This is a genomic window from Pseudomonas sp. W22_MBD1_FP4 (assembly GCF_052113765.1).
Lineage (GTDB): Bacteria > Pseudomonadota > Gammaproteobacteria > Pseudomonadales > Pseudomonadaceae > Aquipseudomonas > Aquipseudomonas sivasensis.
Genome location: NZ_JBGQOI010000001.1, coordinates 122,999 through 136,136 on the forward strand (window position 1 = coordinate 122,999; position 13,138 = coordinate 136,136).

Annotated in this window: 15 protein-coding genes and 3 pseudogenes; 12 read left to right on the forward strand and 6 right to left on the reverse strand. The window is 52.4% G+C overall.

What is annotated here, in order from left to right:
* Positions 1–104: 104 nt before the first annotated feature.
* The 3 genes from ACEN2T_RS00705 (at position 105) to ACEN2T_RS00715 (ending at position 2,709) form a co-directional block, all read left to right on the forward strand.
* On the forward strand, positions 105–1,547 hold the full coding sequence (locus tag ACEN2T_RS00705; protein WP_163033261.1) for an ATPase domain-containing protein: 1,443 nt from the start codon (positions 105–107) through the stop codon (positions 1,545–1,547).
* A 23-nt stretch (positions 1,548–1,570) separates the two neighbouring features.
* On the forward strand, positions 1,571–1,933 hold the full coding sequence (locus ACEN2T_RS00710; protein ID WP_442116105.1) for a response regulator: 363 nt from the start codon (positions 1,571–1,573) through the stop codon (positions 1,931–1,933).
* Positions 1,934–2,355: 422 nt separating this feature from the next.
* Positions 2,356–2,709, forward strand: a complete 354-nt coding sequence (locus ACEN2T_RS00715) for a hypothetical protein (RefSeq protein ID WP_442116106.1) — start codon at positions 2,356–2,358, stop codon at positions 2,707–2,709.
* Between the two features lie 737 nt (positions 2,710–3,446).
* Here the strand turns inward: ACEN2T_RS00715 and ACEN2T_RS00720 are convergent.
* A complete protein-coding gene (locus tag ACEN2T_RS00720) occupies positions 3,447–4,310 on the reverse strand; it encodes a methyl-accepting chemotaxis protein (RefSeq protein ID WP_442116278.1) in 864 nt (287 codons plus the stop codon).
* Positions 4,302–5,087, reverse strand: a pseudogene (locus ACEN2T_RS00725) (MCP four helix bundle domain-containing protein); the annotation flags it as partial. The pseudogene ACEN2T_RS00725 and the gene ACEN2T_RS00720, both read right to left, overlap by 9 nt.
* A 492-nt stretch (positions 5,088–5,579) precedes the next feature.
* Here ACEN2T_RS00725 and ACEN2T_RS00730 point away from each other — a divergent pair.
* Together ACEN2T_RS00730 and ACEN2T_RS00735 are read left to right on the forward strand one after the other, a co-directional pair.
* Complete coding sequence (locus ACEN2T_RS00730; RefSeq protein WP_032891250.1) at positions 5,580–5,870, forward strand: hypothetical protein; 291 nt, start codon at positions 5,580–5,582, stop codon at positions 5,868–5,870.
* Positions 5,871–5,872: 2 nt separating this feature from the next.
* Positions 5,873–6,076: pseudogene (locus ACEN2T_RS00735) on the forward strand (hypothetical protein).
* Positions 6,077–7,002: 926 nt separating this feature from the next.
* Here ACEN2T_RS00735 and ACEN2T_RS00740 read toward each other — a convergent pair.
* Positions 7,003–7,230, reverse strand: coding sequence for a DUF6555 family protein (locus ACEN2T_RS00740; protein WP_032891251.1), 228 nt, complete (start codon positions 7,228–7,230; stop codon positions 7,003–7,005).
* A 456-nt stretch (positions 7,231–7,686) separates the two neighbouring features.
* Between ACEN2T_RS00740 and ACEN2T_RS00745 the strand changes: the two genes are divergently transcribed.
* Together ACEN2T_RS00745 and ACEN2T_RS00750 are read left to right on the forward strand one after the other, a co-directional pair.
* Positions 7,687–8,334, forward strand: coding sequence for a hypothetical protein (locus ACEN2T_RS00745; protein WP_442116107.1), 648 nt, complete (start codon positions 7,687–7,689; stop codon positions 8,332–8,334).
* A 117-nt stretch (positions 8,335–8,451) separates the two neighbouring features.
* A complete protein-coding gene (locus tag ACEN2T_RS00750) occupies positions 8,452–8,583 on the forward strand; it encodes a hypothetical protein (RefSeq protein ID WP_256583473.1) in 132 nt (43 codons plus the stop codon).
* Between the two features lie 36 nt (positions 8,584–8,619).
* On the opposite strand, the gene ACEN2T_RS00755 is transcribed toward ACEN2T_RS00750, so the two are convergent.
* Positions 8,620–8,874, reverse strand: a complete 255-nt coding sequence (locus tag ACEN2T_RS00755; RefSeq protein ID WP_032891253.1) for a Pathogenicity locus — start codon at positions 8,872–8,874, stop codon at positions 8,620–8,622.
* A 68-nt stretch (positions 8,875–8,942) separates the two neighbouring features.
* Here ACEN2T_RS00755 and ACEN2T_RS00760 point away from each other — a divergent pair.
* Positions 8,943–9,143 (forward strand): annotated as a pseudogene (locus ACEN2T_RS00760) (phage tail protein); the annotation flags it as partial.
* A gap of 90 nt (positions 9,144–9,233) precedes the next feature.
* Here ACEN2T_RS00760 and ACEN2T_RS00765 read toward each other — a convergent pair.
* Together ACEN2T_RS00765 and ACEN2T_RS00770 are read right to left on the reverse strand one after the other, a co-directional pair.
* Positions 9,234–9,794 (reverse strand): fasciclin domain-containing protein, encoded by a 561-nt coding sequence (locus ACEN2T_RS00765; RefSeq protein ID WP_099602359.1) that lies wholly within the window; start codon positions 9,792–9,794, stop codon positions 9,234–9,236.
* Between the two features lie 430 nt (positions 9,795–10,224).
* The gene (locus tag ACEN2T_RS00770; protein ID WP_181643944.1) at positions 10,225–10,791 is read right to left on the reverse strand and encodes an isochorismatase family protein; all 567 of its coding nucleotides are present in this window, start codon (positions 10,789–10,791) and stop codon (positions 10,225–10,227) included.
* 214 nt (positions 10,792–11,005) lie between these two features.
* On the opposite strand from ACEN2T_RS00770, the gene ACEN2T_RS00775 reads away from it, so the two are divergent.
* The 4 genes from ACEN2T_RS00775 to ACEN2T_RS00790 all read left to right on the forward strand — a co-directional run bounded on the left by ACEN2T_RS00775 (position 11,006) and on the right by ACEN2T_RS00790 (position 13,090).
* Positions 11,006–11,608, forward strand: coding sequence for a hypothetical protein (locus tag ACEN2T_RS00775; RefSeq protein WP_442116108.1), 603 nt, complete (start codon positions 11,006–11,008; stop codon positions 11,606–11,608).
* A 92-nt stretch (positions 11,609–11,700) separates the two neighbouring features.
* Complete coding sequence (locus tag ACEN2T_RS00780; RefSeq protein WP_442116109.1) at positions 11,701–12,333, forward strand: hypothetical protein; 633 nt, start codon at positions 11,701–11,703, stop codon at positions 12,331–12,333.
* 60 nt (positions 12,334–12,393) lie between these two features.
* Positions 12,394–12,747, forward strand: a complete 354-nt coding sequence (locus tag ACEN2T_RS00785) for a hypothetical protein (RefSeq protein ID WP_032891258.1) — start codon at positions 12,394–12,396, stop codon at positions 12,745–12,747.
* Positions 12,748–12,892: 145 nt separating this feature from the next.
* A complete protein-coding gene (locus ACEN2T_RS00790; RefSeq protein WP_095184895.1) occupies positions 12,893–13,090 on the forward strand; it encodes a hypothetical protein in 198 nt (65 codons plus the stop codon).
* The last annotated feature ends 48 nt before the right edge of the window (positions 13,091–13,138 follow it).

The following is a 13,138-nucleotide window of genomic DNA, read 5'->3' on the forward strand; positions in this document are numbered from 1 at the left end:
TTCTTAGACCACCATGCTTTAGGCGAGAATGGCCCCAGAGCGAAAATGGCGTTAGCATTCCGCCTCACTCGGCTTAAACAGCCTGTTTTTCAGATCAGGGTCGCATCGTGGAAAAGCTAAAACGCCTCCAAAGTGGAATCGAAGGGCTAGACGCTCTGCTCAAGGGAGGGCTGGTCAAGGGCGCTTCATACATAATCCAAGGGCGGCCAGGGTCTGGCAAAACGATCCTAGCCAATCAACTTGGCTTCCATCATGCGAATAATGGAGGCCGGGTTCTGGTCGCCACACTGCTGGCCGAGTCACACGACCGTCTTTTTCAGTTTCTTTCTACTCTGAGCTTTTTCGACTCTTCCAAAGTGGGCGCCGAAATTCAGTTTGTCAGCGCGTTTGACACCCTAGAAAACGAAGGACTGGACGAGGTTGTGAAACTGCTTCGGCGCGAGATAAGTCGCCAAAAAGCCACAGTGATGGTGGTAGATGGCCTGCTCAATGCTCGCTCAAAAGCCGACTCGCACATCGACACCAAGAAATTCATTTCTGAGTTGCAAGGGCACGCTGCTTTCGCGGGTTGCACTGTGCTATTTCTCACCAGCTCCCGTCTCGACGACGGCAGCCCTGAGCACACCATGGTTGATGGCGTAATTGAAATGGGCGAAGAGCTATTTGGCACTCGCTCGGTACGTCGTATTCAACTGCGTAAAACTCGCGGCAGTGGAGCAATGACAGGCCTTCATGAGTGTGAGATTACCGACGAAGGATTGGTGGTTTACCCTCGACTCGAAAGTCTTTACAGCCACCCGTCCGCCCCTGACAGCGCAGACATGACGCGTATTCCTAGTGGCATTGGTTCGCTGGACGGCATATTGGGTGGAGGCCTTTACAGTTCCAGTGTGTCTCTGGTCATGGGCCCCTCCGGCATTGGTAAAACGACTCTGGGTCTCAAATTCCTTGCAGAGTCGACCGTCGATGCTCCAGGGCTGCATTTTGGCTTTTACGAAAGCCCACAACGGTTGCGACTCAAAGGCCAATCACTGGGTATCGATATCAAGGGTATGGAGGATAGCGGCGCCTTGAGCATTGCCTGGCAGCCCACCACTGAAGGCCTGCTGGATGGGCTGGGCGCACGACTGCTGAGTATCGTTGAAGAAAAGAGTATCAAGCGCCTGTTCATAGATAGCCTTAGCGGTATGACGCGAGTCTCCACAAATCCGGCACGAATTACTGACTTCTTCAGTGCGCTCATGAATGAGCTGCGATCGAGGGGCGTAACCGTGTTTGCATCCTGGGAGATGCGTGATCTATTTGGCTCCGAGGTAAGCGCGCCAAACTCTGACCTGTCCAGCATCGTCGACAACCTGATGCTTATGCGTTTCTCTGAGAATCACTCTGAACTAAGCAGGACGCTTTCCATTCTTAAAGTACGAGACAGCTCTTATGATCCCTCGCGCTTTGAGGTAGTCATCCATGATAAAGATGTTTTCCTGACAAAGGCTTCAAGACATGAACCGTCAGTCCCCACTGAGACACCTCCAGGTTCGATTTCTTAAGCTTTTGCGTGGGTTGAACTGAAATGACCACCATCCTGGTCGTCGACGACGAGTATTTGATCGCTGACATTCTCAGTTTCGCGCTGGAGGATGAGGGGTTCATGGTGGTAACCGCCAGCAACGGCCGAAAAGGGCTGGACGTGCTCGAAAGAGAACGGCCTGCATTGATCATTACAGATTTTATGATGCCAGTCATGGACGGCCTAGAGTTCGCTACAACTGTGCGAGCACTTCCTTCCGCTAAAGACTTGCCTATCATCTTGATGAGCGGTGCTCAGGCACACATCGGTATGCAGAGATCGGATCTGTTTGATGCAGTATTGGCAAAGCCATTCGATATCGATTTGATCATCGCCGAGGTTAGAAAGCTCTTAGGTTCCGAGTAGCTCTCAGCCGCTCAAGGCAATTTGAATCGCCCTGGTTTTCGTAGACATTCTTGGTGTCCGTTTTTGGACGACAGAATTCATCAACAGCCGCTTCGGGTCGATTTCAGCCGGTCCCGACAGGCAGCTATTGGCCGATGACTGCCAGTCGCCACCGGCAGATATCGACCCATAGCTGCCGCTCGTGAAGGCAGCAATCGGCCAAAAGCGGACATCGGCAAGCGACTGCTGTCGGCCATTTGCTGCCTCTCGCCACCGTCCATTCTGGCCGGCAGTGTATCCTGCTCCTCAAGCCGTGCTTATGTGCACTCAGCAATCCGGACAGTCAAAGTTTCAAGGTAGAAAAAATGCTCTAACATCGGACGGTAGCCTTCCTTGAGGAGTCGGCGGACTTATCTCACCTCGTTTATCCTGAAGGAGGTTTGTTGTTCAGCTACCAATATGCCTACAAGCGAGCGCATTGCTGCCTGAAGGGAGACATGCGGAATGCTTTGTATAACGTTGGTCTGAATAAGTATTCCGAAATAACTGAACAGGCAGCGAACGACTTGGCTAGTTTTTTTCAGCGTGCTCTTGGAGGTTACACTAAGGACGCACCGACAGACTGCTCTGTCCTAGCCGCCTGTAATTTGATCGATTATTTGAAGGAAGACCTACAGCACGACTTGGTTGAGCTTGTTGTGGAGGCCGGTGACTACGACATGACTGCTACATTCGAGATGGCAAGCAGATCACGAAATGACTATTCAAGGCTGGAGTTGTTCTGGTCTGTCGATTGACCGCATTTGGCTGGAAGCAGTCATTGCGCGGACACCGCGTGAATTGTTTAGCTGATTGACTTGTTGCAGGTTCGAATCTTTCCTTCACCGCCACATTCTGAAAACGTCAACCATGATATTTCTAGAGAAAGTCGGGTTTTGTGGTTTTTGGCTTCCAAAAAAATGGCCCATGTGACCACTATGCGACTTGCGCCACATTTTTGTGCGGTTTTAGGATCGCGATCTAGAGCCCGATTGTTTTTTTATGAACCTACCGTTATACCCATGACTCCCTAGGGGAGGGGCCAAATTCTTTAGCCCGCCTTCAATCGTTTGAGAGCTTGGGTAGGAAGTCATGTTTGGCGCTAGAAACGATCGTCATCGCGTAATGAGTGCGTCGGTTCATTTACTCGCCGGGATTGCGCACGCACCCACCTCACTTGAAGCACGGAGGCGTGAAATTCGCACGCATGACCTGATTTTTAAGCTTCGACTAGAAGAGACTATTTCCAATCTTGATGCAGACAATCTACGAATCTTGTTCAGAGGGGCGCTTGAGAAGCGCCTCTGTGAAATTTTGAGCGAGTAAAAATTTAGGTATTGCCTAGATCGACATAACGCAACTTATGTAAAAAAAAGCTCCTACACCGGTATCTGGTGTGGGAGCCTTTTGTGTATACACCAATAAGTCTCAGGTGCTTAGCCTTCGAAATTCGCGGATCGCCGCTGATATCACGGACGGGCAGCAACCGTATCGCTCAAACTTTAAATCGGGCGATCAGCGCGCCAAACGACGCCGCCAGTCGCGACAGTTCGGTACTCGAAGCATTTGTTTGATGTGCTCCGGCCGCTGTTTGCGTGGAAAGATCCTGAATGTTGACTAGATTACGATCAACCTCACGTGCAACCTGAGCCTGCTCTTCAGCAGCACTGGCGATCACGAGGTTCTTTTCATTGATGATTGAAACACCCTCGGTGATGCGGTCAAGAGCCTGGCCAGCCTCAATGGACTGCGCCCGCGTATCTGCTGCAAGCTCTCTACTTTTATTCATCGCGAGGACGGCTTCATCGGCTCCCGACCGAACCTGCTGCATCATCGACTCGATGTCAGCTGTCGACGCCTGGGTCCGATGGGCAAGCGCGCGCACCTCATCCGCCACAACAGCGAACCCACGACCCTGCTCACCTGCCCTGGCTGCCTCGATCGCTGCGTTCAGGGCCAGGAGGTTGGTCTGCTCCGCAATGGCCCTAATCACCTCAAGTACTTTCGTGATCTCTCTGACGCGGGTTGCAAGTATCTCAACTTTGCCAGTTGAGTTTGAAATCTCATCCGCCATCAATCCTACAGAATTAACCGCCCTGCGCACTTGATCACGCCCTTGCACAGCACTCAGACTGGTTTGCTCAGAGGCGTCAGCGGCACCTGCCGCATTTCGGGCAACTTCATCCACAGCCGCAGTCATTTCGTTCACCGCCGTTGCCGCCTGTTGAATCTCATCATTCTGACGCGTTAGGCCTAGTGAGCTTTCTTCCGTGACGGCGTTTAGCTCTTCAGATGCAGAGGCCAGTTGGTCAGCAGCGCTGCCAATCTCTTTTACCGTAGTTCGGAGGTTGTTCTGCATTTTGTTCAGCGCGTTCAGCAGTAAACCGACCTCATCTTGCCCACTTATTTCGATATGTTTAGAAAGGTCACCCTCCGCCACTTCTTCGGCGCTGCGTACAGCAATGGAGAGCGGCCTCGTGATCGAGCGTGTGATGATCATCCCCAAAGTGATGGCAGCTAGGAAAGCTATCATGACCCCTATTCCCAACGTCCAGTATGCGCTCGTAGTAACGGCTGCTGCCCCTTCAGAAGCCTCACCGCTTTGGCGATAGTTGGATGCGACCATGACTTGCAACTCATCAGAACTAGCCTTGAAGGCGGGCGAAACTTGTTGCTGTAAAAGCTGCGTAGCCCCATCAAGGTCGCCCGCCGTCGCCAGTGCGATCACTTTATTCGCCCCCTGCACATAGGCTGGCCAGTACTTTTCGAACTTATCACCTGCCACACGCTCGTCATCGGCGAGAGGTGTCTGGCGGTAGTCCTTGAAAAGCCGTTCAATCTCCTTTTGATTGTCGGACATGGATTGCACTGCGGAGTCAAATTTAATCGACTCTGCTTTAGAGTATTTATATAGCAGGGCAGCATGTAGAGCCCTGGAATACGAATAAGCAAGTGCGCGCGCATTTGATGTGTTATAAACCGAAACAAGGTTATTGCTAACGATTTCGTTTATTGTTGATTTGAGTGATTTTATACCCGAGGCCCCTAAGCCACCTACTCCCATGGTGATAATTGCGCATACTACAAATGCAGAGATTAATCGCGTGGAAAGCTTGATGCTACGTAATGCGTCCATAGTATTTCCGACGAACTCTCAATTGGCAGACCAAGCAGACTTGGGATATTATCTGTATCTGGAAAGATTCCTATTACTTTAATGTTCATTTAACCCCGCTGGGTGTGGTTTTAAATTTTTGCTTTGTAATTCAAGTGCATGACTCCTATTTATAATTTAAATTGACTTTGTTTATGGCTCCAAGTGAATGCATTAAATTCGAAAGTGCATTCATAAGGATGTATTGCGTTAAATATATATAAAATAGGGCATTTTTTAAGCGAAGATCTGCCAGGGCATAGCATGCTTCGATGTCCGCTTTGGATCGATTAAGCCATTTGGCGACAGAAAGTTTGAACGTTGAATGCAAATAACGCCGCTTATGATCAATGGCCCACCAAAACAAGGCCCGCTCCGGCGGGCTTTTTTGCGATTGGCGGAAACCACATCCCGGGAGTCTGGTCTACCATTATCGCTGATCATGGCTGAGCATGACCGCTAAGGACGAGAGACGTGTCGCTACCCATTACCGCCCGGCAGATGAATGCGCTAAGGGCGCTGCAACGGAAAGACCCGGACCTGGGCGAGTTGGCCACTGCCATCGCGCTGGCCTTCGACGCATCGATGATTGAGAACCCGCAGATGGCGCGGTTGATCTTGGACAAGACCTGCCGGCGCATGGTCGCTCAGGAACCCGGCAGTCAAGAAGCGATGATCCAGCATCTAGTGACCTTCGGTAAGTTGAATTGCCTGACGCCCGCGCAGGTGAGCGACTTTACCGACCGAGTCAGGAGGCACGGTTAATCATGCACAACGGAATTCACGAAGAAGTGCTGCGCGCCGTGGTGTAGGGCGGCGGGGTACGCGATACGCTGGTCAGCCGACAAGAAGAGAAGTGGACGCTGGCTATCCGCCTAGGAGGCTCTGGCAGTCGGTGGTTGTTGGTAAGCTCGCGCCGTGAAGCGCTGCGCATCTGGGCTAGCTTAACGGCCGTAGGGCGATCCAACTGATTGAGGCAATACCTGTGGTCAGCAACTGACTTTCGTGGGTTTCAGGATTGGAGAAGTCATCGCGAAGGTCCGCTTTTGACCGAATGCTGCGATGTGAGATGTCTCAAGAGTAGTGGGGCTATTTGGTGGTTTGTGTTCAGTCGGCAGGCCGCCGGGGAAGGGTTATGCAGTTTCGGAATGGGCTGAAATTTGCCCGTTGGGACCAATCTTGGGACCAACGGGTGCATTTCGGTACTTTATCGTTGATTACTCATGACGACTTGGCCCAGTAAACGCTGATCACCAGTAATCATCAGAATGCGCTTCATACCGCATGGTGATGTTAGCTGTGGAGATCAATTACTTTACCTATCAATGGGTTGCGAGCATGGCAGCAGGCGCCGTCAGGCATGCATCAACAGCGACATCAAGGCGCGAAACCCGGTCGCTGAGCAAAAAAATGGGGATGTGTGTTGGAATTTGGCGCGCATTGTCGCATATGTGTGACGACAGTTGTATGGCAGAGGACGACGGGTATTAAGAACTTTCGGCGCCGGGCCCCTATTAATGCCTTTGCAGGTAACGTTCGAGTTAGGGGGCTCTGGAGTCCATGACGGCAGGAAAATAAAAGGCGTCTCAAGGCCCTGTGGCTTTCCCTTTTTCTGACGCTCTGCGTATTCACCGACGATTTTAAGGGGTGGCATGGCAGGGGCATTCCACAAAACCAAGCGGTCTGCACCCGTTTTAGTGCGCTCCACCACTTCCCCCCAGGCGACCCCGCGACAGACGTGGGCCGTCTTCGTCTCTTTTTCAATCTCATCCAAGGGCGGTTCGGGCTTATTCAACAGCCGACCTTGCGCTGGAGATCATCCAACTAAGCCCGGCCACCGCGCCGGGTTTTTTATTCGCGACCTTTGCGAGTTAGAACTGCGGCGGCGCCCGTGGTTTTACCCGGCTTTATTCCAACGGACCTTCGTAATACCCAGCTTGTCGGCAATTTTTAATATTGAGTCCCGAGACAGACCTATCGGTATCCAATATTCAGGGCCCTCACCAGCGTGTCTTGTGGCCATGCGAATCGCATCGCTTTCGCTGAACGCCGTTGCATTCGTATAGAAGTGCTCCGGCTTCCCATCGTGTAGATAATGAATTTTATAGGGTATTAAATTTTCCATTAGAGCCTCTTGGCCGAAGCCGTACCCAAAAGGGTCAATCCTGGAAACTGGAATTCAGAGAGGTCTGTCGGGTGGTGATACCGAGAGATAGGGTGATGGCCGAACTGCGGACGCTGCGTTATCTGATCCGGTAAGCGTTGGACTAGTTAGCCTTCCGATCGTTCGGTCTATCAATTTCATGCAGACTTTTGAGGCTTTAGCCGTCACTAAGGTCCTTTCTTTTTCGACCCCGCCACATCTTCCGCTCTGAGCAGGGAGTGATGCCTGAGCTGATTCAAAAACGCAAACTGTTATTGCCGTCGCAGCGCAGATACTTTAGATGCCCAAGAGGCGGGACAAACCGGGCAAGCAAGGAAATATAAAGCGCGTTGTCAGGTTTTTACTGAGGATTAATGTCTAGAGTTTTTAGTCTGATTCGCACACGATGGCGCTTAGGTAAGTTCAAGGATGTAGTACATGCGTAATACCTGGTTGCTCCTGTTTTCTTCGTCTATCGCCCTTGCTGGTTGTGGGGGGTTCCCCTCTGTTCCCTATGTCGATCCACCTCAGGCCGATAATACGGCTCGCGTTCGTGTGATCACCAATTCTAATGTGTTTGGCGATAGTGTGACGGGCAGCTGCGCCCCGGATACTCGCCACAAAATGGCTGAAGCTGGCCGCTTCTCAGAGGAAGGGCAGCCGAGCATTAACTACCCCCAGTACCCACTTAAGCCCGCCAGTCTTGGAATGCCGGGAAGGGTTTCACCCAAGCTTCAGCAGTACATCGGATCTGTTCGGATGGCCGAAGGCTTATACACCGAGATTGTGGCTGAGTACCGCGTTAAAACGGATGCACCCTTTCAGATAGCAACATTGGGTGCGTCCGCCGGCAGCTACGGCAGCACTTACGCTGTTTGCCCAGGCCAGGCGAAAGTATTCACTCTAGAGCCCGGGAAAGACTATGAGGCCCTGGTTGGACTCAGCAGCGCACCAAACGCGGATGGGAATGCGGTGCTTATGTGCATGTTTGGCGTAGTCGAGCTTACCTCTGTCCCTAACCTGCCGTTTGCATTGCCAAAAAGGCTCGCAAGTACGGAGTCGCCGCAAACGCGTTGCAAGGATTAAGTAGCACGGCTCATATTTTTACTGAGTTTTCATATCTGAGCCCAGCGCGACTGCTGGGCTTTTTCGTTTTTGGCTAAGAAGACATTTTGTTCAATCATGCCCCGCGGAGACGAGCGCATGGACTGTCTGCTGCGCCTGCTCGACAAGGCAATTGCCGATGCTGTGGACGCTGCAAAGGCTTCCGGTCTGCCCCAACGCTTGCTCCATGCCCATGCACAGACCCATCAGATGGTAGGGGATTCTCCATGACCAAAAGCAACCCGACTGGGAGTCAATCGAACGTGCCTACCGGGCCGGGATTTGCTCTGTAGAGCGCTTTGCAAGCTCCACTGCTGCGGTGATGGCAGCTCTGGCTTGAGGGCTATTCTTCCAGCAAGTCGAGCCTAATGCCGCGGATGCTTGAGCCAGGATGTCACTAACATTTGATTTGCGGAGTTCGGCGAGCGATTCGATACCCATTTGCTCAAGCCGAGTAATGACGGTTGGTCCTACGCCTTTGAGCGCGAGCAAAGCGGCTCTTTCCTCCGGTGAAAACGGCATCGTAAATTCCTTTTTGGGCGATGAGTCCGCGCCAGTGTGCCTGACGCTACAGGGTGCCTCAACAGGCCGGTGACCTTTGGACGATCATGCCGAACGGACAGACGCCGCTGCTCAAGCGTTCGTTTGTTCACGGTGCCTGGGACTGCTGGCAGGTTCGTTCACTTAGACGGCCGCAGCTTGGCGACATGATCGTGATGCAGGTCGGGCACACGGTTCACCCTCATCATGCCGGGATTTACCTAGGCTCTCACCCAGCGCCACCCGGCGAAATTTCCATACCTTGAATTCGGATTAACTGAAGTGTCTATGCAGGTTGCCAATACCCGGCAAACTTTGCGTCTGCCGGGCTTAAAGAGCTCTTAAGGCATCAACACTGAGTCCACAACATGGATTACGCCGTTGGACTGCATTACGTCTGCGATGCTGATACCAGCCTTACCGCCTTTGGCATCCACCACCCAAAGCTTGCCGTCATGCAGCTTGATATTCAGCGACTCACCTTGAACTGTTTTCAACACAACGGTGCCGCCGTTCTTTTTGGCTTCGGCCATCAGCTGTGCCGATGTGTGAGTGCCCGGCACGACGTGGTAGGTCAGAATTTTAGTTAAGTCGGCTTTGTGCTCAGGCTTGACCAGAGTATCGACGGTGCCCGCTGGCAGCTTTGCAAAGGCTTCGTTTGTGGGGGCGAACACGGTGAACGGACCTTTGCTATTGAGCGTATCAACCAGGCCGGCAGCTTTGACAGCGGCTACCAGTGTCGTGTGGTCCTTCGAGTTGACCGCGTTCTCAACGATGGTTTTGGTCGGGTACATAGCTGCACCTCCGACCATTACGGGGTCGGCACCAAAGCTGAGCGTTGCAGTTACGGAGAGAATCGCGAAGCAGGCTGTTGCAGCAAGTTTTTTGAAAAAAGCGTGCATGATGTATCTCCTTGGCTCTTATGCCCTCCGGGTGAGGGTATTGAATCTACGAGCCAACGATCAAAGTGGATGCACCCCCTCATAAAATAACTTTTTAAGCGCAGTGCCTGCCTGTTCAAACCTGTCGGTTACTTTCACTGGAATGCCACCCACGCTGGATGCCTGGACAGGGCGGTATGTTAGGGGTTCGACTCTGTTGTGAGGGATCACGCAATGAAGCGCAAGTTGCCATCCCTATTACTGGCAGACGCTGGAATGATCGTCTGCTCCGGTGTTTGGCTTGGAGCAGCGTGGGGGAAAAGATAAAGGTCACTCCAATTGCGATATGCCCTAGGTATTTTCGGTACCCAAAGGACATGCTTACGCCTGTCGAAATAGCTGGCGATTGATGCGTGTCAAATGCTTCTGCGGCACTGGGTACCTTCATAGTTCATAGCGTGAATTGTGCGATCACTTCGTCCGATGACATTACGTCGGCGTATTCATCATTGAGTATTGCTAGGGTCAGTTCATGAACGGTTGTCGCGTCCCAAGACTTTCCATTCGCCCCAACAACGGGCACGGCGGTCGTTGCATCTGACGGTAAGATGATGCTGTATCCGAGCGCTTTCCCCGCACGGACGGTGGCGTCCATACTGTTGTGAATAACAACGCCCGTCAGCACCAACCGTTTTACTTGCATCTGTGTGAGAGTGGCATCCAATTCGGTGCCAATAAAGGCGCAGTTTTCCTGTTTGATGATGACGGCTTCTCCCTGTATCGGGGCGACCTCTTTCTTGATGCCATTCCACGGGCCGTCGACGAAATAGCTGGATGTAGAAGTGCGCTCATCGTGCTTCACATGAATAACTGGCCAGCCGTTTGATCGCCAGTGGCCTAGAAGGCGCTGGATCACTGCCAAGTATTCAGGATTACTTTTTCCATCCCAGTTTGGTCTATCAATCGCATCTTGAACGTCCAGGATAACAAGCGGGATCGAGCCTGGTAGAGCTGTCATTTGAACCTACTCCTTCAACTGAAAAGCGCGGACTTAGTGTGCTGGACCTGGCCTCCACCAGCAACGCATTACAGGAAAGATGTTCTGAGCGCCCTAGGCTTTACTGCGCGCGCTCAAGAAGCCCCGCGCTCTAGTCATTGTCATGATGCCCATTGGCTCAATTCCGCTTTTGAAACTCGCCGTGATAGCCTTTCTGGATGATTTGGAGGGATCCATGAGAAAAATTACCGTCGCGCTTTTGCTGATTGTTTTTGGATGTGGAATAGCCGGTTCTGGATGGAGCGCATATCAGGGCCGTGACAATGTGGCTAAAGCGTCATCATTAGTCGCCTCGCACCTACTTGCTTTTGACGCTGAGCCGGCATTAGACCTGTCTAGCTTCTTGGCGCGCGGTGAAGATGCCGAGAAGGCGCTAACAGCGGATTTGCTGGAGATGCAATCTGCCGATTGGTCGGGTGCTGAGACGAAAAAAGACGCGGCAATCGAGTTCACATCTCGCGCCATAAGCGTCATACGCACATACACGCGCTTTCGGATGTCCAACTTACAAGTGGGGTTGACTAAGCGACGTCTGTTAGCAGAAGAGGGCGCTTTAGCTCAAGAAACTGACCCGAGTCTCAGAGACCTGGCCTCTCATCGGCTGCAATCCTATAAAGACAAGTATGTGGAACAACTGCGTAATTTCAACCATTTGACGACTGCCATTGGTATGCACTGCGAGATGCTGCTAATTGCCAATGATGGGATTAAGGTGGTGTTCGCTGAGAGCATGGGGCTTGATGTTCCGACTCAGGAGTTCATGAAACAGCTTCTGTAGCCCTGCCTTCATACCCGTTGAATCAATACGCTCTGCGGGTTAGAGAAGTGGCAGTAGTGGTACCGTCTATACAGCACCCTTGAGCCTGCCTAATGAATCGTCCAAGTCCACCTCACCACGTCGCCGCACCACCCGCCGCACCACGCACTGAAAATCCCGCCGCCCACCCATCTATTTGGCAGGGTGGTCCGGACTTACCGATCATTGGCAGCACGGGTTCGGCCATTTTGGGCTTTTGCGCTGCGGTGATTATGTTATTGCCTGCCTTCGGGCTGGCGATCTTGCTCGTTATCGGGCTCGGTGCGATGCAGGATGTGCCGTCCGGCGATGAGTCGAGTTTTACAACGTCGTCGCTCATCCTGTTCCTGCTCGGCTCTGTCGTCGTTATGGGATTGGTCTTCGCGTGGATTTTCTCTGAGCCTAGGGTGCAGGCCTTTACGTTCGACGAAAACCAGCAACTGCTTACCCTCACTGTCATCCGTCGCGCACGTAAACCCACCCAAGTGCGCGTGCCGTTTAGCGACATTATTTACATCTGCCCCTACGTAGTCGCTTCGTATGACCGCGATGGTCATTTCAGCGTTGTGTATCGGGGGCCGAAGGACAAGGTGTTCGAATACCAATTTGCTGAGGGTACTTCCCTGAAAGAGATGGAGTTTCATGCTGCCTGGCTGCGAGGAATAATTGGCGAGCGGATGCACGAACTACTGAATCTGGACAAATGAACGACTCATACGGTCCATAAGTGAGAGGCAGTTTCAGTTGCCCAAATCAGGAGTAAATAAGTGTTCTCAGGAAAAAGCGCAGCGTTGTGGGGGCTTCTATCCGCTGCCACTGCAGTCGAGGCAGCTACAGCAACTCACCCGATACGCGAAGAAAAGGTCGCCGTCAGCTTCATCGCTGCACTTGAGATATGCGACGAGCGAAATCCCGAGCGTGGCTTGACCCTAGAAGGACTGGTCAGTGATCCCACCTTCAGCGAAGAGAGAAAGTCCGAGTTCCGGAGGGTCAACGCTGATCCTTCATACAAAGCGGCAGTCTCGGAAATGAAGTCCTTTCTGCTCCAACCTCCACTTGCAGATGTCCTGCGTGATATTTGTGAAAACCTGAGGAAGACGAGTCCGGACGGCTATCGGTAATCAGTGCGTGCACAGGTGGTAGCTAAAAGGCCCGCACACGATGCCTGTATTTTTTCGCCATTCGTCTAATGCTTGGCACTTGCCAGGATCTGCCGCCTCACATCTTTAAGCGCGGATATCCCGAGCGTAAGAACGGAGAGCCAGCATGGACATCAATGAGAACGCCCCCGGCAATCTTTCACAGCAGGCCGTAACACGTGGCACAGACAACGAGACAGGCCACGACCCGAGAAATGATGAGGACAATATCCCTCTGCCGCCGGACGATGATGCACCTCTAGAAGAGGACATGTCCGATGTCGATGCTGCCGATTCGGTCGCCAGCGAACATCCCGACAACTGAATATGTGTAGAGAAAGGAACCCGGCCATGTGCCGGGTTTTCTATGTCG

What these genes read in the sequence shown, in the direction of transcription:
- ACEN2T_RS00780 (WP_442116109.1), top strand. Translation starts at nt 11,701, where the DNA reads ATGAATCGTCCAAGTCCACCTCACCACGTCGCCGCACCACCCGCCGCA.
- ACEN2T_RS00750 (WP_256583473.1), top strand. Translation starts at nt 8,452, where the DNA reads ATGGACTGTCTGCTGCGCCTGCTCGACAAGGCAATTGCCGATGCTGTG.
- ACEN2T_RS00770 (WP_181643944.1), bottom strand. Translation starts at nt 10,791, where the DNA reads ATGACAGCTCTACCAGGCTCGATCCCGCTTGTTATCCTGGACGTTCAA.
- ACEN2T_RS00790 (WP_095184895.1), top strand. Translation starts at nt 12,893, where the DNA reads ATGGACATCAATGAGAACGCCCCCGGCAATCTTTCACAGCAGGCCGTA.
- ACEN2T_RS00745 (WP_442116107.1), top strand. Translation starts at nt 7,687, where the DNA reads ATGCGTAATACCTGGTTGCTCCTGTTTTCTTCGTCTATCGCCCTTGCT.
- ACEN2T_RS00775 (WP_442116108.1), top strand. Translation starts at nt 11,006, where the DNA reads ATGAGAAAAATTACCGTCGCGCTTTTGCTGATTGTTTTTGGATGTGGA.
- ACEN2T_RS00740 (WP_032891251.1), bottom strand. Translation starts at nt 7,230, where the DNA reads ATGGAAAATTTAATACCCTATAAAATTCATTATCTACACGATGGGAAG.
- ACEN2T_RS00765 (WP_099602359.1), bottom strand. Translation starts at nt 9,794, where the DNA reads ATGCACGCTTTTTTCAAAAAACTTGCTGCAACAGCCTGCTTCGCGATT.
- ACEN2T_RS00720 (WP_442116278.1), bottom strand. Translation starts at nt 4,310, where the DNA reads ATGCAGAACAACCTCCGAACTACGGTAAAAGAGATTGGCAGCGCTGCT.
- ACEN2T_RS00710 (WP_442116105.1), top strand. Translation starts at nt 1,571, where the DNA reads ATGACCACCATCCTGGTCGTCGACGACGAGTATTTGATCGCTGACATT.
- ACEN2T_RS00755 (WP_032891253.1), bottom strand. Translation starts at nt 8,874, where the DNA reads ATGCCGTTTTCACCGGAGGAAAGAGCCGCTTTGCTCGCGCTCAAAGGC.